General features: G+C 69.1%; 24 protein-coding genes and 2 pseudogenes. 10 read left to right on the top strand and 16 right to left on the bottom strand.

Annotated elements, in window-relative coordinates:
* The coding region (gene murI / locus AVE30378_RS30315; protein WP_129246543.1) for a glutamate racemase at positions 1-719 on the bottom strand (719 nt) is incomplete at its 3' end.
* 50 nt (positions 720-769) lie between these two features.
* Positions 770-1,696, bottom strand: coding sequence for a LysR family transcriptional regulator (locus AVE30378_RS30310; protein ID WP_129246541.1), 927 nt, complete (start codon positions 1,694-1,696; stop codon positions 770-772).
* Between the two features lie 196 nt (positions 1,697-1,892).
* Here AVE30378_RS30310 and AVE30378_RS30305 point away from each other — a divergent pair, with 196 nt between their 5' ends.
* Genes AVE30378_RS30305 through AVE30378_RS30295 form a run of 3 tightly spaced genes read left to right on the top strand, consistent with a single transcriptional unit; the run spans position 1,893 to position 3,713 of the window.
* Positions 1,893-2,468 carry a chromate transporter gene (locus AVE30378_RS30305; RefSeq protein WP_129246539.1) on the top strand — a complete coding sequence of 192 codons (576 nt, stop codon included), beginning with the start codon at positions 1,893-1,895 and terminating at the stop codon, positions 2,466-2,468.
* Positions 2,465-2,989: a chromate transporter gene (locus AVE30378_RS30300; protein WP_129246537.1), complete on the top strand. Its 525-nt coding sequence runs from the start codon at positions 2,465-2,467 to the stop codon at positions 2,987-2,989. The genes AVE30378_RS30305 and AVE30378_RS30300 overlap by 4 nt, the downstream gene beginning before the upstream one ends.
* 37 nt (positions 2,990-3,026) lie before the next feature.
* A complete protein-coding gene (locus tag AVE30378_RS30295) occupies positions 3,027-3,713 on the top strand; it encodes a DUF1345 domain-containing protein (RefSeq protein ID WP_129246535.1) in 687 nt (228 codons plus the stop codon).
* A 43-nt stretch (positions 3,714-3,756) separates the two neighbouring features.
* Here AVE30378_RS30295 and AVE30378_RS30290 read toward each other — a convergent pair whose 3' ends face one another.
* From AVE30378_RS30290 to AVE30378_RS30260, 7 genes are all read right to left on the bottom strand, one after another.
* Positions 3,757-4,875: a methyltransferase gene (locus AVE30378_RS30290; RefSeq protein WP_129246533.1), complete on the bottom strand. Its 1,119-nt coding sequence runs from the start codon at positions 4,873-4,875 to the stop codon at positions 3,757-3,759.
* A gap of 123 nt (positions 4,876-4,998) precedes the next feature.
* Complete coding sequence (locus AVE30378_RS30285; protein WP_129246531.1) at positions 4,999-6,666, bottom strand: OFA family MFS transporter; 1,668 nt, start codon at positions 6,664-6,666, stop codon at positions 4,999-5,001.
* A 107-nt stretch (positions 6,667-6,773) separates the two neighbouring features.
* The gene (locus AVE30378_RS30280) at positions 6,774-7,031 is read right to left on the bottom strand and encodes a formate dehydrogenase subunit delta (RefSeq protein WP_129246529.1); all 258 of its coding nucleotides are present in this window, start codon (positions 7,029-7,031) and stop codon (positions 6,774-6,776) included.
* 18 nt (positions 7,032-7,049) lie between these two features.
* Entirely contained in the window at positions 7,050-7,868 is an 819-nt protein-coding gene (gene fdhD, locus AVE30378_RS30275) for a formate dehydrogenase accessory sulfurtransferase FdhD (protein WP_129246527.1), read from the bottom strand.
* Positions 7,869-7,897: 29 nt separating this feature from the next.
* Positions 7,898-10,774 carry a formate dehydrogenase subunit alpha gene (fdhF, locus tag AVE30378_RS30270; protein WP_129246525.1) on the bottom strand — a complete coding sequence of 959 codons (2,877 nt, stop codon included), beginning with the start codon at positions 10,772-10,774 and terminating at the stop codon, positions 7,898-7,900.
* A gap of 13 nt (positions 10,775-10,787) precedes the next feature.
* Positions 10,788-12,359, bottom strand: a complete 1,572-nt coding sequence (locus AVE30378_RS30265; RefSeq protein ID WP_129246523.1) for a formate dehydrogenase beta subunit — start codon at positions 12,357-12,359, stop codon at positions 10,788-10,790.
* Positions 12,356-12,913, bottom strand: a complete 558-nt coding sequence (locus AVE30378_RS30260) for a formate dehydrogenase subunit gamma (RefSeq protein ID WP_244235183.1) — start codon at positions 12,911-12,913, stop codon at positions 12,356-12,358. Before AVE30378_RS30260 ends, AVE30378_RS30265 begins: the two co-directional genes overlap by 4 nt.
* A gap of 139 nt (positions 12,914-13,052) precedes the next feature.
* Between AVE30378_RS30260 and AVE30378_RS30255 the strand changes: the two genes are divergently transcribed.
* Genes AVE30378_RS30255 through mobA form a run of 3 tightly spaced genes read left to right on the top strand, consistent with a single transcriptional unit; the run spans position 13,053 to position 15,887 of the window.
* Positions 13,053-14,132, top strand: coding sequence for a substrate-binding domain-containing protein (locus tag AVE30378_RS30255; RefSeq protein WP_129246521.1), 1,080 nt, complete (start codon positions 13,053-13,055; stop codon positions 14,130-14,132).
* A 35-nt stretch (positions 14,133-14,167) separates the two neighbouring features.
* Entirely contained in the window at positions 14,168-15,271 is a 1,104-nt protein-coding gene (gene moaA, locus AVE30378_RS30250; RefSeq protein WP_129246519.1) for a GTP 3',8-cyclase MoaA, read from the top strand.
* A gap of 7 nt (positions 15,272-15,278) precedes the next feature.
* Positions 15,279-15,887, top strand: a complete 609-nt coding sequence (gene mobA / locus AVE30378_RS30245; protein WP_129246545.1) for a molybdenum cofactor guanylyltransferase MobA — start codon at positions 15,279-15,281, stop codon at positions 15,885-15,887.
* Here mobA and AVE30378_RS30240 read toward each other — a convergent pair.
* The 5 genes and pseudogenes from AVE30378_RS30240 to moaC all read right to left on the bottom strand — a co-directional run bounded on the left by AVE30378_RS30240 (position 15,872) and on the right by moaC (position 18,888).
* Positions 15,872-17,077: a molybdopterin molybdotransferase MoeA gene (locus tag AVE30378_RS30240; RefSeq protein WP_129246517.1), complete on the bottom strand. Its 1,206-nt coding sequence runs from the start codon at positions 17,075-17,077 to the stop codon at positions 15,872-15,874. The genes mobA and AVE30378_RS30240 overlap by 16 nt on opposite strands.
* A gap of 3 nt (positions 17,078-17,080) precedes the next feature.
* Positions 17,081-17,602, bottom strand: coding sequence for a molybdenum cofactor biosynthesis protein B (moaB, locus tag AVE30378_RS30235; RefSeq protein WP_129246514.1), 522 nt, complete (start codon positions 17,600-17,602; stop codon positions 17,081-17,083).
* Between the two features lie 107 nt (positions 17,603-17,709).
* Positions 17,710-18,162, bottom strand: a pseudogene (locus AVE30378_RS30230) (molybdenum cofactor biosynthesis protein MoaE); the annotation flags it as partial.
* A 5-nt stretch (positions 18,163-18,167) separates the two neighbouring features.
* Complete coding sequence (locus AVE30378_RS30225) at positions 18,168-18,419, bottom strand: MoaD/ThiS family protein (RefSeq protein ID WP_129246512.1); 252 nt, start codon at positions 18,417-18,419, stop codon at positions 18,168-18,170.
* The gene (gene moaC, locus AVE30378_RS30220) at positions 18,400-18,888 is read right to left on the bottom strand and encodes a cyclic pyranopterin monophosphate synthase MoaC (protein WP_129246510.1); all 489 of its coding nucleotides are present in this window, start codon (positions 18,886-18,888) and stop codon (positions 18,400-18,402) included. Before moaC ends, AVE30378_RS30225 begins: the two co-directional genes overlap by 20 nt.
* 171 nt (positions 18,889-19,059) lie before the next feature.
* On the opposite strand from moaC, the gene AVE30378_RS30215 reads away from it, so the two are divergent.
* Both AVE30378_RS30215 and AVE30378_RS30210 read left to right on the top strand, forming a co-directional pair.
* Positions 19,060-22,575 carry a DUF748 domain-containing protein gene (locus AVE30378_RS30215; protein WP_129246508.1) on the top strand — a complete coding sequence of 1,172 codons (3,516 nt, stop codon included), beginning with the start codon at positions 19,060-19,062 and terminating at the stop codon, positions 22,573-22,575.
* A 61-nt stretch (positions 22,576-22,636) separates the two neighbouring features.
* Positions 22,637-23,515, top strand: coding sequence for a dienelactone hydrolase family protein (locus AVE30378_RS30210; RefSeq protein WP_129246506.1), 879 nt, complete (start codon positions 22,637-22,639; stop codon positions 23,513-23,515).
* Positions 23,516-23,812: 297 nt separating this feature from the next.
* Here the strand turns inward: AVE30378_RS30210 and AVE30378_RS30205 are convergent, their stop codons facing one another.
* Positions 23,813-24,235 (bottom strand): hypothetical protein, encoded by a 423-nt coding sequence (locus AVE30378_RS30205; RefSeq protein WP_129246504.1) that lies wholly within the window; start codon positions 24,233-24,235, stop codon positions 23,813-23,815.
* Between the two features lie 243 nt (positions 24,236-24,478).
* On the opposite strand from AVE30378_RS30205, the gene AVE30378_RS30200 reads away from it, so the two are divergent.
* Positions 24,479-24,982 (top strand): peroxiredoxin, encoded by a 504-nt coding sequence (locus tag AVE30378_RS30200; protein WP_129246502.1) that lies wholly within the window; start codon positions 24,479-24,481, stop codon positions 24,980-24,982.
* Between the two features lie 86 nt (positions 24,983-25,068).
* Positions 25,069-26,436: an MFS transporter gene (locus AVE30378_RS30195; protein WP_129246500.1), complete on the top strand. Its 1,368-nt coding sequence runs from the start codon at positions 25,069-25,071 to the stop codon at positions 26,434-26,436.
* 16 nt (positions 26,437-26,452) lie between these two features.
* Here AVE30378_RS30195 and AVE30378_RS30190 read toward each other — a convergent pair.
* A pseudogene (locus tag AVE30378_RS30190) lies at positions 26,453-26,912 on the bottom strand (EamA/RhaT family transporter); the annotation flags it as partial.

Here is a 26,912-nt window from a genome sequence, read left to right as displayed (position 1 = left end):
CCGCTGGTCTCCAGCCGCAGCGCGCCCGGCCCGCCGGCGCGCAGCAGGCCGCGCTCCTGCAACTGGTGGCGCAGCCGGCGCGCCACGGGGGCGCCGGTTTCCAGCAGCGGCACGCCGGGGCCGGCGGCCGCCTGGATCGCGTCGCGCAGGAAGGGGAAATGCGTGCAGCCCAGCACCAGCACGTCGGCCCCGGCCTCGCGCAGTTCCGCGACGGGGGCGCGCACGGCGGCCTCGGCCTCGGGGCCATGGAGCACGCCCCGCTCCACCAGCCGCACCCATTCGGGGCAGGGCCTGAACAGGATGCGGACCTCCGGCGCCTCGCGCTGGATCAGCGCGGCGAACTTGGGGCTGGCCAGGGTGCCGGTGGTGGCGAACACGCCCACCACGCCGCTGTGGGTCAGATGCGCGGCGGGCTTGATGGCGGGCTCCACCCCGATGATGAGCAGCCCGGGATGGCGCTGTCGCAGCGGCGCGATGGCCGCCGCGGTGGCGGTGTTGCAGGCCACCACCATGGCCTTGGCCTGGCGCGACACGAAATAGTCGGCCAGCGCGCCGGCCCGGCGCTCCACGTATTCGCGCGTCTTTTCGCCATAGGGCACGTGGGCGGAATCGGCCACGTAGAGCAGGGATTCGTGGGGCAGGGCATCGCGGATGGCGCGCAGCACGCTCAGTCCGCCGACGCCGGAGTCGTAGATGCCGATGGGAGATTCGGAAAACATGGAAGCAATGCGGATTGCGAGTGTCCGGCAGTGTAGCGCCAGCGCGCCCCTCACCCCTGGGCCAGCGATTCCTTCCGGTGCTGGCGGGCTTCCTCGATCAGCCTGCGGGCGGCCCCGGACAGCGGGGCGTCGCGCCAGATCAGGTTCAGCGGCGCGCGCAGTTCCGTGGGCTGGCTCACGCTGACGTAGACCACGCCTTCGATGTTCACGCGGCGCAGCGAGGCGGGCACCAGCGACACGCCCAGCCCGGCCGCCACCAGGCTCAGCGTGGACAGCATGCGCGGCGCCTCCTGCGCGACGCGCGGGCTGAACCCGGCGGCGCTGCACGCGGCGATGATGGCGTCGTACAGGCCGGGGCCGCTGTGGCGGCGATAGAGGATCAGGGATTCGTCCGCCAGTTCGGACAGCGCGATGCGCTTGCGCGCGCGCCCCTTGACGGCCGGATGGTCGGCGGGAAACGCCGCCAGCATGGTTTCCTCCAGCACCGTCTCCATCGCCACGCCGCGGTCGGGGCCGTAGGCCCCGCGGATGAAGGCCACGTCCACGCGGCCCTCGATGACGTCCTCCATCAGTTCGCCGGTGCTGCTTTCCTCGAGCACCAGCCGCACGTTCGGCGCGACTTCCCGGAAGCGCCGGATGACGGACGGCACGAAGGGGTGGAACGCGGCCGACCCGGTGAAACCGACGATCAGGCGCCCGGCCTCGCCCAGCGACACGCGGCGCACGCCTTCCACCGCCTGTTCCGTCAGCGCGATGATGTTGCGCGCGTCGTCCAGCAGCGCGCGGCCGCTTTCGGTCAGTTCCATGCCCCGGGGCAGGCGGTGGAACAGCGTCACCCCCAGCTCCTGTTCCAGCACGCGGATCTGCTGGGACAGCGGCGGCTGGCGGATGCCCAGCCGCGCCGCGGCCTTGGTCAGGTGGGATTCCTCGGCCACGGCCACGAAGTAGCGCAGCAGGCGCAAATCGACGGATGCCATATTCAACCAATATGATTCATGAGTTGGTCATATATTAGACATTATCCAAGGGGAGGAGTAGGCTGCAATTTCTTTATCCACCCCCCGAGCACCTCCAGTGTCCGTTTCCCACGCGCCGGCCCCGCCGGCGGCACAAGACGCCCGCGCCGCTTCCCGGACAGCGGGCGCGCCCCGGGACGGCACGGCCACAACAACGATGAACGCAGCACCTTCCGCACCCGAGGCCGCGCTGCGGCCTCCGCCCACTTGCGGGCAATTGTTCTATGGATTCCTCATGCTGGGCCTGACCGCCTTCGGCGGCGCCCTGCCGCTGGCGCGCCGCATGGTCGTCGAAAAGCACCGCTGGCTCAGCGGCTCCGAATTCACCGATCTGCTGGGGCTGTGCCAGTTCCTGCCCGGCGGCAACATCATCAACCTGTCGGTCGCGCTGGGCATGAAGTTCCGCGGGCCGCGCGGGGCCTTCGCGGCGCTGATGGGGCTGATCCTGGCGCCGTCGGCCATCGTGGTCATGCTGGGCATGGTGTACGACCGCTTCCAGAACGATCCGCACATCCAGCATCTGTTCGCCGGGCTGGCGGCCGCCGCGGCGGGGCTGCTGATTTCGATGGCGGTGAAGGTCGGCGCGCCGGTGCTCAAGCGCCGGGACTGGCTGGCCGGCCTGGTGGCCACGGCCTGTTTCGTCGCCATCGCGGTGCTGCGCATTCCGCTCCTGCCCACCATGGCGGTGCTGACGCCGCTGAGCATCCTGATGGTCTGGAGGCAACGCCGATGATCCATACCCTGATCGCGCTGGCCCTGATTTTTTCCGAGCTGTCGGTGCTGGCGTTCGGCGGCGGCAATACCATCCTGCCCGAGATGCAGCGCCAGGTGGTGGAAGTGCACGGCTGGATGACGGCGGCCGACTTCTCCGCGCTGTTCGCCCTGGGGCAGGCCGCCCCGGGCCCCAACCTGATGGTGGTCACGCTGGTCGGCTGGCACGTGGCGGGCGGCCTGGGCGTGCTGGTCACCACCATCGCCAAGTTCGGCCCGTCCTCGGTGATCACGGTGCTTGCCCTGGGCCTGTGGGAACGCTTCAAGGACCGCCCCTGGCGCGGCGTCATCCAGGCGGGCATCTTCCCGATGACGGTCGGGCTGGTGGCCGCCAGCGCCGCGCTCATCACCGAGGCGTCGGCGCATACCTGGCTGCTGGGCGCCATTACCGCCGCGGTGGCGCTGCTGGGCAGCGTCACCCGCATCCATCCCCTGTGGCTGCTGTTCGGCGGCGCGCTGGCCGGTTTGCTCGGCATCGGTTAGGGTAGGGCCTACCGCGCTGCGCGCCCAGGAGCCCGCCATGCCGCCGATCAAGGACTTCGAGCCCGAGACCGACGTTTCGCCCGTCGCCAGCCTGCCGTTCTTCCATGCGCACCTCCGCCTGGTGCTGTGCGCGGGCCTGCTGCTGGCGGCGGCCGGCGGCCTGTACGCCGCGGGCGTGCCGGCGATGCTGGCGCTGCTGCTGGGGTTCGACCTCGGGGCGCTGGTCTTCCTGGTGATGACGGCGCGCGTATTCGGGCGGACCAGCGCCGCGGCCATGCGCCGGCATGCTCAGGAACAGGACGTCGGGCGCACCGGCGTGCTCTGGAGCAGCGTGGCGCTGTCCTGCATGGTGATGATGGCATTGTGGGTGGAGCTGCGGGCCGAGGCCGGCGCGAGCAGCGCGATCGCCATGCTGGCCGCCGCCGCAACCATCATCCTGTCGTGGCTCTACATGAACATGATCTTCGCGCTGCATTACGCGCATGGCTATTACGGCCACCGCAACGCCATGCACAAGGGGCTGGACTTCCCCGGCACGGAAGAGCCCGACTACTGGGATTTCGCCTATTTCGCGCTGGTGCTGGGCATGACGTTCCAGGTGTCGGACGTGCAGATCGTGAACCGGCGGCTGCGCCGCACCGCCCTGACGCACAGCGTTATCGCGTTTTTCTTCAATGTGTTCATCATCGCCATCAGCGTGAACGTGGCGGCGGGGCGGGTGTAGCCGGGCGCGGGCCGCGGGCTTGCGCCCGCGTCCGCGGCGCGGTTCAGGCCGCGGCCAGGCGCCAGAGCGACGTGACTTCCTTCGACCGCGCCGCGTGCAGCGGGTCGGACGCGTCCTTCGCGCGCCCGTGCGTGGGCCGGGTGTCCGTCCGGTCCACCACGCGCAGGCCCGCCTGCCGGATCATGTCCAGCAACTGCTCGCGGCTGCGCAGGCCCAGGTGTTCGGCCAGGTCCGACAGGATCAGCCAGCCCTCGCCGGCGGGCGCCAGGTGCGCGGCCAGGCCGTCCAGGAAGCCGCGCAGCATGCGGCTGTCGGGGTCGTACACGGCGTGTTCCACCGGCGAACTGGGGCGCGCCGGCAGCCAGGGCGGATTGCAGACGACCAGCGACGCCCGGCCTTCGGGGTACAGGTCGGCCTGCGCCAGTTCCACCCGGTTCTCCAGGCCGAGCCGTTGCAGGTTGTCGCGGGCGCAGGCCAGCGCCCGCGGATCCTGGTCCGTGCCGACGACGCGCTTGACGCCGCGGCGCGCCAGCACGGCCGCCAGCACGCCGGTGCCCGTGCCGATGTCGAAGGCGGTGTCCCCGGGCGGCAGCGGCGCGCTCGCCACCAGGTCCACGTATTCGCCGCGCAGAGGCGAGAACACGCCGTAGTGGGGATGGATGCGGGCGTCCAGCGCGGGGATCTCCACGCCTTTCTTGCGCCATTCGAAGGCGCCGATCAGCCCCAGCAGTTCCCGCAGCGACGCCACGTAGGGTTCGGCGGCGGGGCCGTGGGCGGCTTCGCAGGCCTGCCGCGCGTCGGGCGCGCGCCGCAGGGGAATGCCGTGGCCGGCGTCGAAGGGGATCAGCAGCATGCCCAGGATGCGGGCGCGCTGCGACTGGATCTGGCGGTGCTGGTTGAAGGCGTCCAGCAGCGTGTCCACGGGCTTGCGGGGGCGCTTGTCGACGCGCCGAGTCATGGCCTGCAGCAGTTGCCGCGCATTCTGGAAGTCGCCGCGCCACAACAGGCCGACGCCCTCGCAGGCCTGGCGGTAGGCCAGGTCCGCGGTCAGGGTGTCGTCCGCGAGCACGACGCGCCTGGGCGGCGCGGCGCCGCTTTCGGAGCGCCAGCGCGCGGCGCGCGGGGTCTGGTTTTCTTCCCAGCGGATTTCAGGAAGGGTCAACGTGTCGCTCCAGCAGGTTGGGGCGCGCGGGGCAGGGGAATCATCGAGGAGGCAAAAGAAAAGGGGCGCGGGCTGCCAATGTAGCAGCTTCGCGCCCCGCCGCGCCGCCTCTCGCGCCGCGCCTCAGTGGAACAGCACGACCGCCTTCTGCAGCGTGATCCAGATCCCCCAGGCCAGCGGGATGCCCACGCAGCCCCAGGCGAACAGCACCAGGGCCATGGGGGTGCGGAACGCCGAGGCGCCGACGCCGTGCGTTTCAGACGCGGCCGCGCGCTCGTGGGCCAGCGCCTTTTCGCGGGCCAGTTCCTCGTCGTTCATGAAGTACTTGGGGTTCACCGGCCGGATGGCCAGGTTGCACAGGAAACCCAGCACCAGCATGCCCGCCAGGATGTACATGGTGATGTCGTACACCTGCGCGCGCGGCACCCCGATGGACAACTGGTACTCGCGGATGTAGTTCACCAGCACCGGCCCGAAAATGCCGGCCGCGGACCAGGCGGTGAGCAGGCGGCCGTGGATGGCGCCCACCATCTGTGTGCCGAACAGGTCGGCCAGATACGCCGGAACCGTGGAGAAGCCGCCGCCGTACATGGACAGGATGATGCAGAAGGCGGCCACGAACAGGGCCAGCGCGCCCATGTGCGCGGTCCAGGGAACCGCCGCGTACAGCACGAAGCCCAGCACGAAGAAGATGAAGTAGGTCATCTTGCGGCCCAGCTTGTCCGACAGGCTGGCCCAGAAGAAGCGGCCGCCGATATTGAACAGGCTGAGCAGGCCGGTGAAGCCCGCCGCGATGGCGGCGATGGCGGCCATCTGTTCCTTGTCCAGTTGCGCGTAGCCCAGCTCGGGCTTGCCGAGCAGGCCGCCGCCGAACACTTCCTGCAGCAGCGGCGAAGCCATGCCCAGGATGCCGATGCCCGCCGTGACGTTCAGGCACAGCGCCCACCACACCAGCCAGAACTGCGGCACGCCCCAGACGCGCTGCACGTGCACGTGGCCCTTGGTGATCATGGCGTTGCCGGCATGCTTGGCGGGCGCGGTCCAGCCCGCGGGCTTCCAGCCGGTGGGCGGCACGCGGTAGCCCAGCGCGCCGGACATCATGAAGATGAAGTACACCGCCGCCATGGTCAGGAAGGTCTGCCAGACCCCGGGCGATTCGGGGGTGGCGAAGTGGCGCATCAGCAGGTCGGCCAGCGGCGCGCCGATCATGGCGCCGCCGCCGAAACCCATGATGGCCATGCCCGTGGCCATGCCGCGGCGGTCGGGAAACCACTTGATCAGGGTGCTGACGGGGGAGATATAGCCCAGCCCCAGCCCGATGCCGCCGATCACGCCGGACCCCAGCCACAGCATCCACATCTGGTGCAGATACACGCCGAAGGCGGAAATGACCAGGCCGCCGCACCAGCACAGGGCCGAGACCACGCCGGCCTTGCGGGGGCCGGCGCGCTCCAGCCAGCCGCCCCACAAGGCGGCCGAGCAGCCCAGCAGCACGAAGAACAGGGTGTACATCCACCCCATGGTCGAAATCTTCCAGTCGCAGCCGGTGGCGAACAGTTCCGCGGCCAGGCTCATGTCGGGCGGACACGCCAGCGGCTTGGCGCCGCCGACTGCCTTGGACAGCGGCAGCCAGAACACCGAGAACCCGTAGGCCATGCCGATGCACAGGTGGATGGCCAGCGCGGCCGGGGGAACCAGCCAGCGGGAGAAGCCCGGTCCGGCGATTGTGCGTTCCTTGTCGAAAAAACCCGGTTTTGAACCGGGCAGGTCCAGCGTGGCGGTGCTTTCCATATTGTCTCCTCAGGTGGTGCTCTATGGCGTGCTCGGATCGGATTGCAACGATCCGGCCGCCGCTTTCTTGTTTGAAACTCCAGTTGCCGAATTGCCGGCCGCCGCCGCTACTGCGCGCGGACGAGCGGCGTAAGGCGTTGGCGGTTCTGCGTGACCGCTTCCAGTACCAGGGGGTGCAGGCGTTCCTCGCCGGCGTCGCCGTCGGGACTCTGCTCCAGGAAGCCCAGGAGTTCATTGCGCATGCGCGGCTCCCAGAACTTGTGGATGTGGTTGGCCACGCCCTCCAGCGCTTCCTGCCGGTCGGGCATCGCTTCGAAGAACTGGCCGATGCGATTGGCCATGCGGATGAGGTTGCCGATTTCCATGCTTGCGTGAGGTCCGGTTCAGGTAGTGATGCGTTCAGGGTGGGAATACACCGTGGCGTCGTCGCCGCGCAGGAAGCCCAGCAGGGCCACGTTGGCGTCGTCGGCCAGGCGAATGGCCAGCGAAGTGGGGGCGGACACGGCCGCGAGCACCCCGACGCCGGCCGCCGCCGTTTTCTGCACCATCTCGAAACTGGCGCGGCTGGACACGGTGACGATGCCGCCGCCGGCGCGCATGCCCTGGCGCGCCAGGGCGCCGACGAGCTTGTCGAGCGCGTTGTGGCGGCCCACGTCCTCGCGCACCAGCGCCACCGCGCCGTCGGCGCCGGCCCAGCCGGCCGCGTGGGTGGCCCCGGTGAGATCGTGCAGCGCCTGGCGCTCGCGCATGCCGCGCATGGCGGCCAGCACCGCCTGGACGCGCACGGGCGCGCCGCCGGCGACGGGCGCGACGGGCCGCAATACCTCGGGCAGCGTTTCCACGCCGCACAGGCCGCAGCCCGTGCGGCCGGCCATGGCGCGCCGGCGGGATTTCAGCCGCACTTCACAGGCGGTGGAAATCTCCACCTGGACCACGATGCCGTCGCATTGCCGCAGCAGGTCGATGCCGCGCACGTCGCCGATCCCGTCGATGATGCCCTCCGACAGCGAGAAGCCCACGGCGAAATCCTCCAGGTCGGCCGGGGTGGCCAGCATGGTGGCGTGGCTGATGCCGTTGAACTCGAGCGCCACCGGCGTTTCCTCGGCCACGCAGTCGGCGTCGGCGCCGAGGACGCCCGCGCGCAGGCGGGAGACCTGGACCTGCGCGCAGTCGGGGCGGGAGAGGGGCGGTGGCGTGGGCATGGAGGCGTCCTGGCGGTTCTGGCTGGCGGTTACTTCCCGGTCAGCGCCGCTTCGCTCTCTCGCGCCCGTTCGCGCAGGAGTTTCTGCTGGATGTCCGCAAAGCGCGACCATTGGCGCTGCCATTCCGAGGGCTGGGAAACGCGCGTGACCTGCACGGCGGTGACCTTGTACTCGGGGCAGTTGGTCGCCCAGTCGGAACTGTCGGTCGTGACGACGTTGGCGCCCGACTCGGGAAAGTGGAACGTGGTGTATACCACGCCCGGCTGCACCCTGTCGGTCAGCGTGGCGCGCAGCACGGTCTCGCCCGCCCGGCTCTGCACGCCCACCCAGTCGCCGTCGCGCACGCCCCGGTCCTCGGCGTCCTGCGGATGCAGCTCCAGCAGGTCCTCGCCATGCCACACCACATTGGGCGTGCGCCGCGTCTGCGCGCCCACGTTGTATTGCGACAGGATGCGGCCCGTGGTCAGCAGCAGCGGGAAGCGGCGCGTGCTGCGCTCGTCGGTGGGCACGTACTTGGTGATCATGAACCTGCCCTTGCCGCGCACGAATTCGTCGATGTGCATGATGGGCGTGCCGTCGGGCGCATCGTCGTTGCACGGCCATTGCAGGCTGCCCATCCGGTCCAGCTTGTCGTAGCTGACGCCGGTGAACGTCGGCGTCAGGCGGGCGATCTCGTCCATGATCTCGCTGGGGTGGCGGTAGTCCATGGGATAGCCCAGCGCGTTGGACAGCGCCACGGTGACTTCCCAGTCGGACTTGCCGTTCTTGGGCTCCATCACTTTGCGCACCCGCGAGATGCGGCGCTCCGCGTTGGTGAAGGTGCCGTCCTTTTCCAGGAACGACGAGCCGGGCAGGAAAACGTGCGCGTACTTGGCGGTTTCGTTCAGGAACAGGTCCTGCACCACGATGCATTCCATGGCCGCCAGCGAGGCCGCCACGTGCTGCGTGTTGGGATCGGACTGCACGATGTCCTCGCCCTGGCAGTACAGGCCCTTGAACGACCCGGCGAGCGCGGCCTCGAACATATTCGGGATGCGCAGGCCGGGTTCGGGCTGCAGGGTCACGCCCCAGTCCCGCTCGAACTGCGAACGCACCGTGTCGTCGGAGATGTGGCGGTAGCCCGGCAGTTCGTGCGGGAACGAGCCCATGTCGCACGAGCCCTGCACGTTGTTCTGCCCGCGCAGCGGGTTCACGCCCACGCCCTCGCGGCCGACGTTGCCGGTGGCCATGGCCAGGTTGGCGATCGCCATGACGGTGGTGGAGCCCTGGCTGTGCTCGGTCACGCCCAGGCCGTAGTAGATCGAGCCGTTGCCGCCGGTGGCGTACAGGCGCGCCGCGCCGCGCACGGCCTGGGCGGGCACGCCGGTGATTTCCTCCATCGCTTCCGGCGAGTTCTCGGGCAGCGACACGAAGTCGCGCCATTCCTTGAAGGACTTGGCTTCGCAGCGTTCGGCCACGAAGGCCTCGTCGATCAGCCGTTCGGTGGCGATCACGTGCGCCAGCGAAGACAGCAGCGCCGTGTTGGTGCCGGGCCGCACCTGCAGGTGGAAGTCGGCCTTGATGTGCGGCGAACTGACGAGTTCGATGCGGCGCGGGTCGATCACGATCAGGCGGGCGCCCTGGCGCAGGCGGCGCTTCAGGCGCGAGGCGAACACCGGGTGGCCGCTGCTGGGGTTGGCGCCCATGACGATCACCACGTCGGTGTGCATGACCGAATCGAACGTCTGCGTGCCGGCGGATTCGCCCAGCGTCTGCTTCAGGCCGTAGCCGGTGGGCGAATGGCAGACCCGCGCGCAGGTGTCGACGTTGTTCGTGCCGAACGCCGCGCGCACCAGTTTCTGCACCAGCCAGGTTTCTTCGTTGGTGCAGCGCGACGAGGTGATGCCGCCGACCGCGTCGCGGCCGTACTGGCCCTGGATGCGGCGGAACTCGGAGGCCGCGTAGTTGATCGCCTCGTCCCAGGACACTTCCTTCCAGGAATCGGTGATGCGCTTGCGGATCATCGGCTTGAGCACGCGCTCTTTGTGCGTGGTGTAGCCCCAGGCGAAGCGGCCCTTCACGCAGGAATGGCCGCGGTTGGCCTGGCCGTCCTTCCAGGGCACCATGCGCACCACTTCCTGGCCCTTCATTTCGGCCTTGAAGCCGCAGCCCACGCCGCAGTAGGCGCAGGTGGTCACGACCGAGTGCTCGGCCTGGCCCATCATGATGACGGTCTTTTCCTGCAGGGTCGACGTCGGACAGGCCTGCACGCAGGCGCCGCAGGACACGCATTCGCTGTCCAGGAAGGGCTGGTCCTGGCCCGGCGACACGCGCGATTCGAAGCCCTTGCCGGAGATCGTCAGCGCGAACGTGCCCTGAGTTTCCTCGCAGGCGCGCACGCAGCGGTTGCAGACGATGCACTTGGACGCGTCGTAGGTGAAGTACGGGTTGGATTCGTCCAGCGGGCTCTTGAGGTGATTGGCGCCGTCGTAGCCGTAGCGCACGTTGCGCAGGCCCACCACGCCGGCCATGTCCTGCAGTTCGCAGTCGCCGTTGGCCGGACAGGTCAGGCAGTCCAGCGGGTGGTCGGAGATGTAGAGTTCCATGACGCCGCGGCGCAGTTCATGCAGCTTCGGCGTTTCGGTGTAGACCACCATGCCGTCTTCGGCCGGGGTCGTGCACGAAGCGGGGTAGCCCCGCCGGCCTTCGATCTGCACCAGGCAAAGCCGGCACGAGCCGAAGGGTTCCAGGCTGTCGGTCGCGCACAGCTTGGGAATGTTGACGCCGGCCTCCGCGGCCGCGCGCATCAGCGAGGTGCCGGCGGGCACCGTGATGGCCTGGCCGTCGATGGTCAGGGTGACGGTTTCGACGGACTCGCGCGCCGGCGTGCCCATGTCGCGATCGCGCTTGATGACGGTTTCTAGCATGGCGGTCTCGGGTTCAGGCCGCGTGCGCGGCAGGCTGGGAGGACTCGATGCCGAAGTCCTGCGGAAAGTGGTTCAGCGCCGACAGCACGGGGTAGGGCGCCATGCCCCCCAATGCGCAGAGCGAACCGCCCAACATCGTGTCGCACAGGTCGCGCAGCAGATGCACCTGCTGCTCGCGGTCGGGCCCGCCGGCCGCGATCTTGTCGATCGTTTCCATGCCGCGGGTGGAGCCGATGCGGCAGGGCGTGCACTTGCCGCAGGATTCGATGGCGCAGAACTCCATGGCGTAGCGCGCCATGCGCGCCATGTCGACCGTGTCGTCGAAGGCCACCAGCCCGCCGTGGCCGATCATGGCCGAGATCTGGATATAGGCCTCGTAGTCCAGCGGCACGTCCCATTGCGATTCCGGCAGGTAGGCGCCCAGCGGCCCGCCCACCTGCACCGCGCGCAGCGGGCGCCCGGAGGCGCTGCCGCCGCCGAAGCCGTACAGCAGGTCGCGCAGGGTCAGGCCGAACGCCTTTTCCACCAGCCCGCCGTGCTTGAGGTTGCCCGCCAACTGGAAGGGCAGCGTGCCGTGCGAACGGCCCACGCCGTAGTCGCGGTAGTACGCCGCGCCCTTGGCCAGGATGATCGGCACGGTGGCCAGGGAGATCACGTTGTTGATCACGGTGGGCTTGCCGAACAGGCCCGAGACGGCGGGCAGCGGCGGCTTGGCGCGCACCACGCCGCGCTTGCCCTCGATGCTTTCGAGCAGGGACGTTTCCTCGCCGCAGATGTACGCGCCCGCGCCCACGCGCACTTCCAGGTCGAACCGGCGTCCGCTGCCGTGCACGTCGTCGCCCAGCCAGCCCACGCCGCGGGCCCGCGCGATCGCGGCTTCCAGGGCGTCGATGGCCTGCGGGTATTCCGAGCGCACGTAGATGTAGCCGTAGGTCGCGCCCACCGCCAGGCCGGCGATGGTCATGCCCTCGATCAGCACGTAGGGGTCGCCTTCCATCAGCAGGCGGTCGGCGAAGGTGCCGGAGTCGCCCTCGTCGGCGTTGCAGACGATGTACTTCTGGCTGGCGGCGGCCGCGGCCACGGTCTTCCACTTGATGCCGGTCGGAAACGCCGCGCCGCCCCGGCCGCGCAGGCCCGACGCCACCATTTCGTCGACGATCTGCGCGGGCTCCATGGCCAGCGCGCGTTTCAGCCCTTGCAGGCCGCCGTGCGCGGCGTAGTCCTGCAGCGACAGCGGATCGGTCACGCCGACCCGCGCGAAGGTCAGGCGTTCCTGGTGCTTGAGGTAGGGAATCTCTTCGGTCAGGCCCAGGCGCAGCGCGTGGTCGCCGCCCGCCAGCCAGCCGGCGTCGAACAGCCCGGCGACGTCTTCGGGCTGGACGGGACCGTAGGCGACGCGCCCTTGCGGCGTGGCGATCTCGACCAGGGGTTCCAGCCAGAGCAGGCCGCGCGACCCGTTGCGCACCACCTGCACGGACAGGCCGCGCTGGTCGGCGATGCGTTCGATGCCGCTGGCCACCGCGTCGGCGTCCATGGCCAGGGCCGCGGCGTCGCGCGGCACGTAGATGACGATGGGAGCGCTCATGGCGTGGCCTCCAGCGTGCGGGCGATGATGCGGTCCAGTTTCTCGGGCGTGACGCGGGCTTGCGGACGGCCGTCGATCATGACGGCCGGCGACTGGGCGCACAGGCCCAGGCAATACACCGGTTCCAGCGAGAAATTGCCGTCGGGCGTGTGGCCATGGAAATCGCAGCCCAGCGCTTCGCGCGCGTGGTCGGCCAGGCGGTCGCCGCCCATGGCCTGGCAGGACTCGGCGCGGCAGACTTCCAGTTTGTGGCGCGCCGGGGGGTCGCTGCGGAAATGCGGATAGAAGGTGATGACGCCGTGGACTTCGGCGCGCGACAGGTTCAGGGCCTCGGCGATGGTCTGCACCGCCGAGGCCGGGATACAGCCCAGTTCGTGCTGGACCGCGTGCAGCACGGGAAGCAGCGGACCCGGCTGGTCTTTCAGCCGGGCAAGGATGCGGGCGGTGGCCGCGATGGCCGGAGTGGGGGACGCCTGGGCCGCGTCCAGGGCCATCTGGCCGCCCCGGGCGCCGCCGCTGGACGCCAGATCGGATGTTGCCTCGCGCTGTTGCACGTCGGTCTCCTCCTGATTGCTGTTGTATGGGGCGGGATTTTTTCCAGATTAATATGCTTTTAAAAACATATTAATTACCCGTCCGCTGCGTTATTTGTGTACTCTATCCAGGTACGCAAACGTCTTCAATAAGAAATAAATGACATATAAGTTCCGTATCGGTCTGCGGCCGCAATGGATGCTGGGCGGCGACGGCGAGTCGGCACCCGTGCCCTTGCAGGACATGCTCGCGCTGCTGGCGGCCATCGACGCCACCGGCAACATCGCCGGTGCCTGCCGCGCTTGCGGGCTGTCGTACCGGCACGCCTGGGGCGTGCTGCGGCGCTTCGAGGAAATCTTCGGAACCCAGTTGCTCATCACCAACCGCCGCCAGGGCACCCAGTTGTCGCCGTTCGCGCAGCGCCTGCTGTGGGCCAACCGGCGCATCGACGCGCGCCTGATGCCCACGCTGGAGAGCATGGCTTCGGAGCTGCAGGAAGAACTGGAACGCCTGCTGCCCGAGAGCGGCCCGCACTTGCGGCTGCACGCCAGCCACGGCTTCGCGGTGGAATCGCTGATGCAGCACATGGGCAACCTCAAGCCCGGCCTGGAATTGCGCTACCGCACCGCCATCGAGGCGCTGGCCTCGCTGGAGCGCCACGAATGCGACCTGGCGGGCTTCCAGGTGCCGCTGGGCGACTTCGAGGCGCCCATCATGGAACGCTACGCGCAGTGGCTGCACGCGGACGAATACGTGCTCATCCACCTGGCGGTGCGCAACGCCGGCCTGTTCGTCACGGCCGGCAACCCCAAGGGCATACGCGGCATGGCCGACCTGGCGCGCTCCGACGTGCGCTTCGTCAACCGCCAGATCGGTTCCAGCACCCGCTACCTGGTGGGGCTGATGCTGCAGCGCGCGGGAGTCTCGATCGGCGAGGTCCAGGGTTACGAAACCAATGAATTCACCCATATGGCGATCGCCGCGCACATCGCCAGCGGCATGGCGGACACGGGCGTGGGCGTGGAGACCGCCGCCTGCCGTTTCGGGCTGGATTTCATTCCGCTGGTGCGCGAACGCTATTTCTTCGCCATCCGCAAGTCGGCGCTGGAGACGCCGGCCATGCGCGATCTTCTATCCATCATGCGCAGCCCCGACTATGTCGGCTATGTCGGCCAACTGGTGGGCTACGACGCCAGCGAAACCGGGCGGCTGCAAACCCTGGAAGAGGCTTTCCCATGACCGCCGGGCGCCGCGCGCCGGGATATGATGTTCCCATGAGCAAAGTGATACTCCTCGCCGATCGCCGCGGCGGCCGCCCGGCCCGGGCCGCGGCAGGGGAATTGCCGCCGGACGGCCAGCCCGCGCTCGACCTGCGCGCGCGTCCCCTGCGCGATCTCCGGATATCGGTCACGGACCGCTGCAACTTCCGCTGCACGTACTGCATGCCGCGCGAGGTCTTCGACGGCAGCTATACCTTCATGCCGCATTCGGCGCTGCTCTCCTTCGAAGAAATCAGCCGCCTGGCGGGCATCTTCACGCGGCTGGGCGTGGAAAAGATCCGCCTGACCGGCGGCGAACCGCTGCTGCGCAAGCACATCGAGAACCTGGTCGGCATGCTGGCCGGATTGCGCACGCCGCAAGGCCGCCCGCTGGACCTGACCCTGACCACCAACGGCAGCATGCTGGCCCGCAAGGCCGCCGAACTCAAGCACGCCGGCCTCACGCGCGTCACGGTCAGCCTGGACGCGCTGGATCCCGCCATGTTCCAGGACATGAGCGACAGCGGCTTCACGCCGGACGACGTGCTGCGCGGCATCGACGCCGCGGCCGAGGCCGGGCTGGCGCCGGTGAAGGTGAACATGGTGGTGCGGCGCGGCCTGAACGACGGCCAGATCCTGCCCATGGCCGAGCGCTTCCGCAACACCGGCCACGTCCTGCGCTTCATCGAGTACATGGACGTGGGCAACACCAACGGCTGGAACCTCGCCGAAGTGGTGCCCAGCCGGGAAGTGCTGGACCGCATCGCGGCGGTCCATCCGATCGAACCCGTCGCCGACGGCGAGATGGGGCGCGTGGCCGAACGCTGGCGCTACCTGGACGGCGGCGGCGAAATCGGCGTCATTTCCAGCGTCACGCACGCGTTCTGCGGCGGCTGTACGCGCGCGCGCCTGTCGCCCGAGGGCAAGCTTTTCCTGTGCCTGTTCGCGCACGAAGGCCACGACCTGCGGGCGCCGCTGCGCGATGGCGCCAGCGACGACGAACTGGCGCGCATCCTGGCGGGCATCTGGGCCGCGCGCGGCGACAACTATTCGGAACAGCGCGGGCGCAACATGGCCGACCCGTCGCGCAAGATCGAAATGAGTTATATCGGTGGCTGAATCCCCAATGGCGCCCGCGCGGGCCGATATCGCCGGCCTGATCCTCGCCGGCGGGCAGGGCGCCCGCATGGACGGGCAGGACAAGGGCCTGGTGCCGCTGCTCGGCGAACCCATGGTGGCGCACGTCGCGCGCCGCCTGGCGCCGCAGGTGGGGCGGCTCGTCATCAGCGCCAACCGGCACGCGGACCGCTATGCGCGGTACGGCGAAGTGGTGCGCGACGGCGAACCGGAACTGGGCGCCTGGCAGGGGCCGCTCCTGGGCATCGCGGCGGGATTGGCCGCGGCCCGCGGAGAAACGTGGCTGGTGGTGGCGCCTTGCGACACGCCGTTCCTGCCGTTCGACCTGGCCGCCCGGCTGATAGGCGCGGCGCAGGCCGGGCAGGCGCCCCTGGCCTATGCCGTGTCCGGCGGCCAGCGGCATTCGGCCTGCATGGCGCTGCGCACGTCGCTGTTGCCCGCCCTGCTCGGGTACTTGAGGGCAGGAGACCGCAAGGTGGGCCTGTGGCAGTCCCGGATGGGCGGCGTCGAAGCCCGTTTCGACGACGCGCCCGAGGCCTTCGTGAACCTCAATACGCCGGAGGAACTGGCGGCGGCGGAACGCTACGCCAGCCAGTGACGCAGGTCGTAGTAGGCGACCCGGTCCCCGTCCCGCACCAGCACGTCCGCCGCCAGGCGGGCCAGGCCGGTCGACCACGGCAGCGAACTGATCACGCCGGAACCCTGGTGCCCGTAAGGCACCAGTTCGGCGCTGCCGTCGTCCGCCAGGCGGCGCTGCACGCGCAGGAATTCCTCGCGGGCGTCCTGGCGCGGATGGTCCGTGCGCAAGGGCAACTGGCTGATCGGCGGGAAGAGCGTTTCGCGGCCCTGCATGCGGCGCATCAGCGGCGTGACCAGCATGGCGAATACCGCGTAGGCCGAGACGGGATTGCCCGGCAGGCTGACCACGGGCTTGCCGCCGATATTGGCCAGCGCCACCGGCTTGCCGGGCTTCATGCGCACCTTCCATAGCGACAGCTCGCCGCCCAGGGCGGCCAGCGCGGGCTTGACCAGGTCGCGTTCGCCGACCGACACGCCGCCCACGCTCAGCACCAGGTCGCAATCGGCCAGCAGCGTCTTGAATGCCGCCAGCAGGTCTTCCTCGGTATCGCGGGCGTGCAGCACGTGCACCGGCAGGGCGCCCATGCCGCGCGCAAGCGCGGCCAGCATGGGCCCGTTGGAGTTGTAGATCTGTTCGGTCGCGCGCGGCTGGCCGGGCGGGACCAGTTCGTCGCCGGTGGTCAGGATGCCCACGCGCAATTGGCCGAAGACCCGCACGCGGGCCAGCCCCTGCGAAGCCATCAGCGCCACGTGGGCGGCTTCCAGCAGCGTGCCCGCGGCCAGCAGCGGCGAGCCGGCCAGGGTGTCTTCGCCGCGGCGGCGGATGTGCTGGCCGGGTTTGGGCGGGCGCGAGATTTCCACGTGGCCGTCGGCTTCCGCCGTGTCTTCCTGCATGACGACGGTATCCGCGCCGGCGGGAATCAGGCTGCCCGTGAACAGGCGGATGGCGTGGCCGGGCTTGAGCGGTTCGGGGACGTCGCCGGCGTAGCAGCGCTGCTGGATGGGCAGGCGCACGCCGGCGCCCCAGTCGGCCACGCGCAGGGCGTAGCCGTCCATGGCGCTATTGTCGGCCGGGGGGATGTCCACGGTCGCGTCGAGATCGGCGGCCAGCACGCGGCCGGCGGCGTCGGCAAGATTGATTTCCTCGCTGCGCGGCAGCGGGCCCGCGGCGTTGGCCAGCAGGGTCTGGGCTTGGTCGAAATCCAGCATGGGTCAGTTGTCTTCTTCGCGGTTCTTGAAGTGCGTGGCGAAATTGCACGGGCGGTGGCGGCTGTCGAGCTGTTCGCGGAGGATCTGCTCCCAGGCGGTTTCGCAGGCGTTGTTGGAACCCGGCAGGCAGAAGATCAGCGTCTGGTTCGCGGAGCCGGCGAAGGCCCGGGACTGGATGGTGGAGCTGCCGATCTCGGTATGGGAGATCTGGCGGAAAAGCTCGCCGAAGCCGGGAATCTCGCGGTCCAACAGGGGCAGCACGGCCGCGGGCGTGTAGTCGCGGTGCGAGAAGCCGGTGCCGCCGGTCGTCAGGATGACCTGGACTTCCGGGTCGGCGATCCAGTCGCTCAGGATGCGGCGGATCTGGTAGACGTTGTCCTTGACGATGTCCCGGCGCACGCACTGGTGGCCCGCGCGCGCCAGGTTCTGGGCGAGCAGGTTGCCGGACGTGTCGTCGCCCGCGCTGCGGGTGTCGCTGACCGTCAGCACGGCGCAGGCCAGGGAAACGGGGCTTTCGTCGCTCATGGATGCTCCTTCTTTGTCGTTGAGGATTTTTTGCCGCTGGGCCGCCCCGAGGCAAAAACGGCCCCCTCGGGGGGCAGCAAGCGCGTAGCGTGCGGCGTGGGGGCCTTTTCATCCCAGGACTGCGTGCGGTCCTGGTCGGATTGGCGTTGTTCCACCCAGAAGCTGCCGCCACCCGCTAGGGTCTCGCGCTTCCAGAAGGGCGCGCGCGTCTTGAGCGCGTCGATGATGTATTCGCAGCCGCGGAAAGCATCGCCGCGGTGGGCGCTGGCCGCCGCCACGAAGACGATCTGGGCGTTGCGCGGCAGCGCGCCCACCCGGTGCACGATGACGGTGCCGTCCAGGTTCCAGCGGGCGCGGGCGGTCGCGGCGATTTCCTCTAGCTCGCGTTCGCACATGCCGGGGTAGTGTTCGAGAAAGAGCGTGTCGGTGGGCGTATCCGGCGCGTAGTCGCGCACATAGCCCACGAAGGTGACGATGCCGCCCACGCCCGGCCCCGCGCGTTCGCGCAGCGCGGCCGTGAGCGCGGCGCCGTCGAAATCGGCTTCCTGGACGCTGATCATGGCGTTCACCCTCCGGTGACGGGTTCGAATACCGCGACCTCGTCGCCCGCGCGGATGGGGGCGGAGGGCTTGGCGTGGGTCTGGTTGATGGCCAGTTTCAGGCGCGCGGCGGGAGCAAGCTGGGGATAGCGTTCGCCCAGGGCGGCAAGCAGTTGCGCGCCGGTGGAATCCGCTTCCAGGGGCCAGGCCTCGGAGCGCTTGCCGACCAGTTCGGCCACGCGCGCGAAATAGAGAAGATTAATCGTTGCGCCATTCACCGCTTTTTCCTCCCGCCTTGTACTTGAGGCGAACTTGCTCGATCACGATGCCCTTGTCGGCGGCCTTGCACATATCGTAGATGGTCAGCGCGGCCACGCTGCAGGCCGTCATGGCCTCCATTTCCACGCCCGTCTTGTAGCTGGTGCGGCAGGTGGCCAGGATGTCGATGCGATGCGCGGCGTCGTCCAGCGCGAATTCGACGCCGACGAAGGACAGCGGCAGGCTGTGGCACAGCGGGATCAGCTCGGCGCAGCGCTTGGCGGCCAATATGGCGGCCACGCGGGCGGTGTTGAGGACCTCGCCTTTGCCCTGGCCCGGCTGGGTCAGCAGGCCGTAGGCCACGGCGTTCATGCGCACGCTGGCGGCGGCGATGGCCACGCGCTCGGTGTCCGTCTTGGCGATGACGTCGACCATGCGGACCTGGCCGGCTTCATCCAGGTGGCTCAAGGTGGGGGTGGACGTGGTCATGGGAATCGGGAGCGAGAATTGTTAATGATTGAAAAGGGCGGCCCCGGCTGGCCGGGCAAGGCCGCTGATACGCCTATGATAGACGAGCGGTGCAGGGGGCGCGATAATCGCGCCTGTAGTCATTAGAAGGACGGGATCGCACGGCCTTCAATTCGTATCAGGAGACGCGCAATGCCCTTGCGGATGCCAAAGCTTCGGTTGACACGCCGGGTCGGCAAGATTCTTCTGGGCATCGCGGCATTCATACTGATCCTCTTCGGCGTCGCCGCCTGGCAGGTCCCCAAGGTCCTGGGCAACGTCCTGACGCAGGACGTCTCCAAGATGATCGGCCGCGACGTTTCCGTCGGCAAGATCACCTTCAATCCCTTCACGCTGACCGTCCGCGCGCGCGACCTCGCCGTGGCCCAGCCCGGCTCGCCGACGCCGTTGCTGACGCTGGCCGAACTGGACGTCAGCGCCGCCTGGACCTCGCTGTTCTGGTTCGCGCCCGTCGTCGACCGCTTGACGCTGCGCGAGCCTAACATCGCCATCGTCCGCGAGGACGTCGCCCGGTTCAATTTCTCTGATATTCAGCAACGGGTGGCCGAATTGGCGGCCGCCAAGCCCGAAGAACCGCCCAAGCCGGACGAAGGGCCGCCCCGTTTCTCGCTGAACAACATGGTCATCGAGAACGGCTCGGTCACGCTGGACGACAAGGTCACCGGCCGCAAGCAGGTCGTGGACGAGCTGGGCGTGGGCGTGCCGTTCATTTCCACCTTCGGCTATGCCACCGACATCGACGTCCAGCCCCGCCTGCACCTGCGCATCAACGGCAGCCCCTTCGACCTGACCGGCGTGGCCCGTCCGTTCGACGTGGTGCCTTCGTCCACCCTGCGCGTGGCCTTCAGCGGGCTGCAACTGGAAAAGTGGGCGGACGTCTGGCCCATGCCCCTGCCGTTCAAGGTCGAGAGCGCGCTGCTGGACTCCAACCTGCAGGTCGTCTTCGAGCAGCCCAAGGACGCGCCGCCCAAGATCCGCGTAGTGGGCGACCTCGGCCTGCGCAGGCTCGACCTGCGCGATACCGAGGGCCAGGGCCTGGCGGCCTGGAGCGCGCTGACCGTCAGCCGCCTGGAGCTGGAACCGATAGTCCGCCGCGTCTACGTGGGCGAGGTGGGGCTCTGGGCCCCGCAGGTCCACGTGCGGCGCTACGCCAACGAGCACCTGAACTGGCAGGACGTGATCGCCCAGTTGAAGCAGCTTGGCGGCGTCGAGCCGACCGCCACGCCGGTGGCCGACAAGCTCAGGAAAGCCAGCGGACTGAAGCCGTCGGGCGACGCAGCGGAACAGGCCGCCCCGGCCGATGCGCCGCCCGCGCCGGCGGCGGTTCCCGCCGATGGGGCCGCGCCCGCCGCGTCCGAACCCCAGCCCGCGCCCGCCGCGGCGCCCGGCGAGTGGAAGGTGGCGCTGGATGCCTTCAACCTGCATGAAGGCGAGGTGTACGTCACCGACGCCATCAGCAAGCTGGACTACGTCATGACCGGCCTGGCCGCCACGGTCGAGGGCGTGGCGCTGCCGCAGGTGAAGGACGAGCCCATCGACCTGTGGCTGACCATGGACAACAGCACCGACGGCGGCTGGCTGCGCGCCAAGGGGCCGCTGGTCCTGAAACCGCTGTCGCTGGAACTGGGCGTGCGCCTGGGCAACGTCGCACTGGCCCCCCTGGCGCCGGCCGTGCGCAGCGCGGCGCCGGTTTCGCTGCTCGACGGCCGGCTGGGCGCGGCGGCCCAGGTGCACGTGGGCGAGCGCAACGGCGCCGTCGACGCGTCCGCCACCGCCGTGCAGGCCGACCTCACCCAGTTCAAGGCGCGCGACGAATCCCTCAAGCCCGCGCTGGACATCGCCCTGCAAAGCCTGCGCGTGACCGCCGACCGCGTGGCCATGGGGCCGGGCGAGAGCAACTTCACGCTGGCCGCCGACGGCATCCAGGGCAACGGCAAGCTGGGCCTGGCGGGGGCTTTCACGCTTCAGCCGCTGACCGCGAAGACGAGCGTGGACCTGTCGGAGCTGAACGTCGCGTCCTTCGCGCCATACGCGGCCTCGAGCCTGAACGCCACCGTGCGCGCCATCACGCTGGGCGCCAAGGGCAACGCGGAATTCGCGGCCGCGGCCGGCGGCGCGCCGATGAAGGCGGGCTGGAAGGGCGGCGTCGAAATCACGGGCGTGGACCTCCAGGACCGGGTCAACAACGACGACTTCCTGAACTGGAAGCGGCTGGGCTTCTCGGGCATGGACATCTCGGTGGCGGGCGACAAGATCGGCGCCAGGCTGGGCGACATCGCGCTCGAAGACTTCTACGGCCGCGTGCTGCTCAATGCGCAGGGGCGCCTGAACGTCATGGACCTGGTGGCCGCGCCCGGCCAGGCCGGCGGATCCATCACGCAGGACACCCAGACGCCGGGCCGCAGCGCCGCGCCGCCGCCGGCGGCGCCCGCCAAGGGCGGCGGCGCCAGCGCCATGCCGGACATCTCGGTCGACAGCGTCACCTTGAACCGAGGCCGCATGACCTTCACGGACCGCTTCGTGAAGCCCAACTACGTGGCGGAACTCTCCAGCATCGAAGGTTCCATCACGGCGGTGTCGTCCACCAATCCCCAGCCCGCCAAGGTGAAGGTCACCGGCCGCGTCTACACGACGGCGCCCCTGTCCATCAGCGGCATCGTGCAGCCGTTCGCCAAATACCTGTCGCTGGACCTGAAGGCCTCGGCCAAGGGCGTGGACCTGCCGCGTTTCAACACCTATTCCGCCAAGTACGTGGGTTATCCCATCAAGCGCGGCAAGCTCTCGGTCGACCTGGAATACAAGATCAAGGACCGCGCGCTGCAGGCCTCCAACCACGTGGTGCTCAACCAGTTGACCTTCGGCGACAAGACCAACAGTCCCGACGCGACCAAGCTGCCCGTGCTGCTGGCGGTGGCCCTGCTGAAGGACTCGCGCGGCAACATCGACATCAACCTGCCGATTTCCGGATCGCTGGACGATCCCGAGTTCTCGGTCGGCGGCATCGTGGTCCGCGTGCTGATGAACCTGGTGGTCAAGGCGGTGACGTCCCCCTTCAGCCTGCTGGCTTCCGCGTTCGGCGGCGGCGAGGAACTATCCTATGTGGAATTCGCGCCCGGCAGCGCGGCGCTGACGGAGGACAGCGTGCAGCGCATCGACACGCTGACCAAGGCTCTCCTGGACCGCCCCGCGCTGAAGATGGACATCAGCGGCCGGGCCGATCCCAAGACCGACATGGACGGCCTGCGCGAGGCCTGGGTCGATGGCCAGATCCGCGCTGCCAAGGCCGCCGACACCGCGCCGCGCGGCAAGAAGCCGAATCCGGCCGGCGTCCAGGTATCGGCCGCCGAGCGCGCCAAGTACCTCGAAGAGGTCTACGACGATACGGACATCAAGGACAAGCCGCGCAACTTCATCGGCATGGCGAAGTCCGTGCCGGCGGAGCAGATGGAACAGATGTTGCGCGGCGTGGCGCCCGTCGGCGAAGAGCAACTGCGGCAATTGGCGGATGCCCGCGCGCAGGCGGTTTATGAGAAGCTGCAAGCCCAGGAAGGACTCGCGGAACGGGTGTTCATCGTTGCGCCGCAACTGGACGCCGATGGCATCAAGGACGAGGGGCAGCCCTCGCGCGTGGACTTCTCCCTGAAGTGAACCCGGCTGGCCGCCGGGGGGCGCGGGGCGCCCCGGGCCGGCCTTTGTCAGGAGATGCTCGATGAAAGATCAGGACGCGCAGTTCGATAGCCTGCTTCCGCCGCTGAGGCTGGACCGGCGGGGATTCATCGCCACGTCGGTGGCGGCCGGATTTTCGCTGGCCGCCGGCCAGGCCGTGGCGCAGACCGCCATATCCACGAATGCCGACGGCCTCACGGCGGGCAAGGTCGACATCCCGGCCCCCGACGGCAAGATTCCCGCCTACCGTGCGGCGCCGCAGGGCAAGAAGGGCCTGCCCACGCTGATCGTGGTGTCGGAGATATTCGGGGTGCACGAATACATCCAGGATGTATGCCGCCGGCTGGCCCACCAGGGCTACCTGGCCGTCGCGCCCGAGCTGTTCGCCCGGCAGGGCGATCCTTCCAAGTACACCGAGATCCCCAAGCTGCAGGCGGAGGTGATCGGCAAGGTGCCGGACGCCCAGGTGCGGGGCGACCTGGACGCCACCGCCGCCTGGGCCGCCGCCAACGGCGGCGATGCGGACAAGCTGGGCATCCTGGGCTTCTGCTGGGGCGGCCGCCAGGTCTGGCTGTACGCCGCGCACAACCCCAAGCTCAAGGCCGGCGCCGCCTGGTACGGCCAGTTGGCGGGCGAGCCGAGCGATCTGAAGCCCAAGTCCGTGCTCAGCCTGGTGAACGAGCTGAAGGCGCCGGTGCTGGGGGCCTATGGCGGCAAGGACGCGGGGATTCCGCAGGCCGACGTGGACCGCATGCGGGTCGCGCTGGCCCAGGGGCCGGCGGCGGCCAAGGCGTCCCGGATCGACGTCTATCCGGATGCGCCGCACGCGTTCCACGCGGATTACCGGCCGTCTTACCGGAAGGCGGAAGCGGAGCAGGCCTGGACCCGGATGCTGGACTGGTTCAAGCAGAACGGGCTTTGAGGGGCTCGTGGATTCGTTGGTGTCAGACACCCGCGGGGCGTTGCTTCAGGCTTGATAGGCCTTGCCGTAGGGGTGTCTGACACTGGCCTGCAGGTATGTACAGGTGTCTGACACCCCAAGAAATGCCCGCCAACATGCCCAGGCGTCTCATGGGTGTCTGACACCAATCGGGTGTCTGACACCAATCGCGGCAACACCCTCTTCCCTCGGGGGTGTCGGACACCCGGCTGCGCCAGTTCAGACCATAGACCAGCTCGCACGGGTGTCAGACACTACCACTAAACCCGCCCCACACCTCTACTTCGCATCCTCCCCCGGCAACCCATCGTTGACCTCGGCCAATGCATTCTTCATCTCCTCGTACTCCATGACCCGTTCGCTCTGGAACCCGCCCAGCACGCCCCGGCAGCCGTCCACGCCCGAACGCTTCATTTCGTCCATCATCGTCTTGCCCTCGGCCTGCCCCTTCTGGAACAGCGCGTCGTAGCCGCCCGCGGAAAATCCGTACTCCTGGGCGTACTGGAGCAGGTTCTTGCGGGCGGTGGCCTGATGCTGGGCCAGGTCGGGCTCGGAGGCGCCGCAGGCGCGGGCGGCGCCGTTGGACGCGCCGGCGGCCATGACGAAGGAGTCGTACTGGGCCTGTTCGCTGGCGTCCGGGGCCGCCCAGGCGGGAGAAACTGCGCCCAGCACCCAGGCCAGGCCGGTCAAGATCTTGCGCATCGGTGAATCTCCGCGTGCTGCCCGCGCGCCGGTTGAAGGCGTCCGCCGGCAAGGATTTCCATTGCGGCATTATGGCAATCAGCCGTTTCGAGGCCATGATGCCGCGGTGTGGAGTCGTTTCAGACTGTTCATCTTCTTTTCTCGCGGCCCGCCGTCCAGCAGGGCGGCCGCGCAAGAACTATGATGGAGCCTGTGGAGCGATCCCGCCCCAATGCATTGCCCCTTTTCCCCATGGAGATCCACATGACGATCAAAGTCGGCGACCGCGTGCCGGACGGCACCCTGACCGAATTCATCGAAACCGAAACCGCCGGCTGCTCGCTGGGCCCCAACGCGTTCCAGGTCGCCGACCTGGCCCGCGGCAAGACCATCGCGCTGTTCGCCGTGCCGGGCGCGTTCACGCCCACCTGCTCGGCCAAGCATCTGCCGGGCTACGTGGAGCAGGCCGCCGCCCTGAAGGCCAAGGGCGTCGATGAAATCTGGTGCGTGTCCGTCAACGACGCGTTCGTCATGGGCGCCTGGGGCCGCGAACAGAAGACGGACGGCAAGGTCCGCATGCTGGCCGACGGTTCCGCCCTGTGGACCAAGGAACTGGGCCTGGAGCTGGACCTGGTCCCGCGCGGCATGGGCGTGCGTTCGCAGCGCTACTCGGCGCTGATCGTCGACGGCGTGGTCAAGCAACTGAACGTCGAGGCGCCTGGCAAGTTCGAAGTCAGCGACGCCGCCACGATGCTGTCGCAAGTCTGACCCAACGCAGTTCCTGTTTTACCGCTTAACGCCGCGAGCCGCCCAGGCGGCCCGCGGCGCTGCCGCCAGCGGCGGTTGCCGACGCCATGCTTGCCACCCTCTCCTCATTCTCGTCGCTGTATTTCGCGACCTTGCTGATGCTGATCGGCACGGGTCTGTTCAACACCTACATGGGCCTGCGGCTGACGGCGCAGTCCGTCAGCGAAGTGTGGATCGGCGCCCTGATCGCCGGCTACTACCTGGGCCTGGTGTGCGGGGCGCGGCTGGGCCATCGGCTGATCATCCGCGTGGGCCACATCCGGGCGTTCGTCGCCTGCGCCGCCATCGCCACCAGCATGATCCTGGCCCAGACGCTGGTCGACGCCATGCCGCTGTGGCTGGTGTTCCGCGTCATTTCGGGCATCGTGATGGTGACCGAATTCATGGTGATCGAGAGCTGGCTCAACGAGCAGACCGAAAACCACCAGCGCGGCCGCGTCTTCTCCGTCTACATGGTCGTGTCCGGCCTGGGCACGGTGCTGGGGCAACTGGCCCTGACCGCCTACGCCACGCTGGACCTGCGGCCGCTGACCCTGGTGGCGATGTGCCTGGTGCTGTGCCTGGTGCCCATCGCCGTCACCGCGCGCTCCCACCCGCCGACGCCGCTGCCGGCGCCGCTGGACATCCGTTTCTTCATGCGGCGCGTGCCGCTGTCGATGACGGTGCTGTTCGTGGCGGGCAATCTTTCCGGCGCCTTCTACGGCCTGGCCGCGGTCTATGCGGCGAAGCACGGCCTGTCCACGTCGCAGGCGGCCATCTTCGTGGCCGCCGCGGTGACCGCAGGCCTGCTGTCGCAATGGCCCATGGGCTGGCTGTCCGACCGCATCAACCGGGCCGGCATGATCCGCTTCAATGCCTTGCTGCTGGTGCTGCTGCCCGCCGTCATGTGGGGCTGGCTGGCGCTGCCGTACTGGGCGCTGGTCGCCATGTCCTGTGTGTTCGGCGTGTTGCAGTTCACCCTGTATCCGCTGGGCGCGGCGTTCGCCAACGACCACGTCGAGTCCGAGCGCCGCGTCAGCCTGTCGGCCGTCCTGCTCATGACCTACGGCGTGGGGGCCTGCGTGGGCCCCATGATCGCGGGGGTGATGATGTCCCTGGCCGGCCCCAGCATGTACTACGTGTTCACGTCGGCCTGCGCGCTGATCCTGGTCTGGCACGTCCGCCCCACGCGCGTCACCGGCGCGCACCAGGTGGAAGAGGCGCCGACGCACTTCGTGCCGATGCCCGACACCCTGCAGAGTTCGCCCGCCGCGGCGGTGCTGGATCCGCGCGTGGATCCCGAGAACGATATCGCCATGGAAATGGCGCAGCCCGATCCGGCGGGCATCGCCCCGGCGGCCGGGCCCGCGCCGGCGGACCCGGCCGAGGACGAAGCCGACGCCGACGGCGGGCGCGAGGCCCGCACCGGCACCTGACCCCGGGATGGCGCTCTCACCAGGGCGCCATCAGCACGATGGCGGCCAGGGCCAGGGCGACGCCCGCGATATTCAGCCGCGACAGCGGCTCGCGGAAGGCCAGCGCGCCGACCAGCGTGCCCAGCGTGATCACGCCCATGTTCATCGACGCGAACACCAGCGCGGGATGTTCCGGCAGCGACTGGTGCGCGCGGATATAGGTCAGGATGTTGCCGAAGTTCGCCAGCCCCAGCGCCACGCCCGCGGCCAGGTGCCTGGGCCGGCAGCGCACCCGGCGCAGCAGCAGGTACGCCAGCATCAGCAGCCCGGCGATGACGAAGGCCAGGAGCAGTCCGCCCGCGAAGGCGGTGCCCGCGCGCGCCATCTGCTTGAACAGGATGTCGATGACGCCGTAGCCCAGCCAGACGGCCAGCGGCCACAGCCACGCCGCGCGGCCGCCGCCGGGCCCGCCGTCCGCGGGCGCCTGCGCGGGGGCG

The sequence above is a fragment of the Achromobacter veterisilvae genome, from assembly GCF_900496975.1.
GTDB classification, from domain to species: domain Bacteria; phylum Pseudomonadota; class Gammaproteobacteria; order Burkholderiales; family Burkholderiaceae_B; genus Achromobacter; species Achromobacter veterisilvae.
This window is presented reverse-complemented; position numbering and strand designations above follow the sequence as displayed.

Bases quoted from the DNA above. Each gene is read 5' to 3' on its own strand.
- fdhF (WP_129246525.1), bottom strand. From the start codon at position 10,774: ATGCTAGAAACCGTCATCAAGCGCGATCGCGACATGGGCACGCCGGCG.
- AVE30378_RS30285 (WP_129246531.1), bottom strand. From the start codon at position 6,666: ATGGAAAGCACCGCCACGCTGGACCTGCCCGGTTCAAAACCGGGTTTT.
- AVE30378_RS30280 (WP_129246529.1), bottom strand. From the start codon at position 7,031: ATGGAAATCGGCAACCTCATCCGCATGGCCAATCGCATCGGCCAGTTC.
- moaC (WP_129246510.1), bottom strand. From the start codon at position 18,888: ATGACCACGTCCACCCCCACCTTGAGCCACCTGGATGAAGCCGGCCAG.
- AVE30378_RS30205 (WP_129246504.1), bottom strand. From the start codon at position 24,235: ATGCGCAAGATCTTGACCGGCCTGGCCTGGGTGCTGGGCGCAGTTTCT.
- AVE30378_RS30300 (WP_129246537.1), top strand. From the start codon at position 2,465: ATGATCCATACCCTGATCGCGCTGGCCCTGATTTTTTCCGAGCTGTCG.
- AVE30378_RS30195 (WP_129246500.1), top strand. From the start codon at position 25,069: ATGCTTGCCACCCTCTCCTCATTCTCGTCGCTGTATTTCGCGACCTTG.
- AVE30378_RS30265 (WP_129246523.1), bottom strand. From the start codon at position 12,359: ATGAGCGCTCCCATCGTCATCTACGTGCCGCGCGACGCCGCGGCCCTG.
- AVE30378_RS30305 (WP_129246539.1), top strand. From the start codon at position 1,893: ATGAACGCAGCACCTTCCGCACCCGAGGCCGCGCTGCGGCCTCCGCCC.
- AVE30378_RS30255 (WP_129246521.1), top strand. From the start codon at position 13,053: ATGACATATAAGTTCCGTATCGGTCTGCGGCCGCAATGGATGCTGGGC.
- AVE30378_RS30200 (WP_129246502.1), top strand. From the start codon at position 24,479: ATGACGATCAAAGTCGGCGACCGCGTGCCGGACGGCACCCTGACCGAA.
- moaA (WP_129246519.1), top strand. From the start codon at position 14,168: ATGAGCAAAGTGATACTCCTCGCCGATCGCCGCGGCGGCCGCCCGGCC.
- mobA (WP_129246545.1), top strand. From the start codon at position 15,279: ATGGCGCCCGCGCGGGCCGATATCGCCGGCCTGATCCTCGCCGGCGGG.
- AVE30378_RS30295 (WP_129246535.1), top strand. From the start codon at position 3,027: ATGCCGCCGATCAAGGACTTCGAGCCCGAGACCGACGTTTCGCCCGTC.
- moaB (WP_129246514.1), bottom strand. From the start codon at position 17,602: ATGAGCGACGAAAGCCCCGTTTCCCTGGCCTGCGCCGTGCTGACGGTC.
- AVE30378_RS30210 (WP_129246506.1), top strand. From the start codon at position 22,637: ATGAAAGATCAGGACGCGCAGTTCGATAGCCTGCTTCCGCCGCTGAGG.
- AVE30378_RS30310 (WP_129246541.1), bottom strand. From the start codon at position 1,696: ATGGCATCCGTCGATTTGCGCCTGCTGCGCTACTTCGTGGCCGTGGCC.
- AVE30378_RS30240 (WP_129246517.1), bottom strand. From the start codon at position 17,077: ATGCTGGATTTCGACCAAGCCCAGACCCTGCTGGCCAACGCCGCGGGC.
- AVE30378_RS30215 (WP_129246508.1), top strand. From the start codon at position 19,060: ATGCCCTTGCGGATGCCAAAGCTTCGGTTGACACGCCGGGTCGGCAAG.
- fdhD (WP_129246527.1), bottom strand. From the start codon at position 7,868: ATGCCCACGCCACCGCCCCTCTCCCGCCCCGACTGCGCGCAGGTCCAG.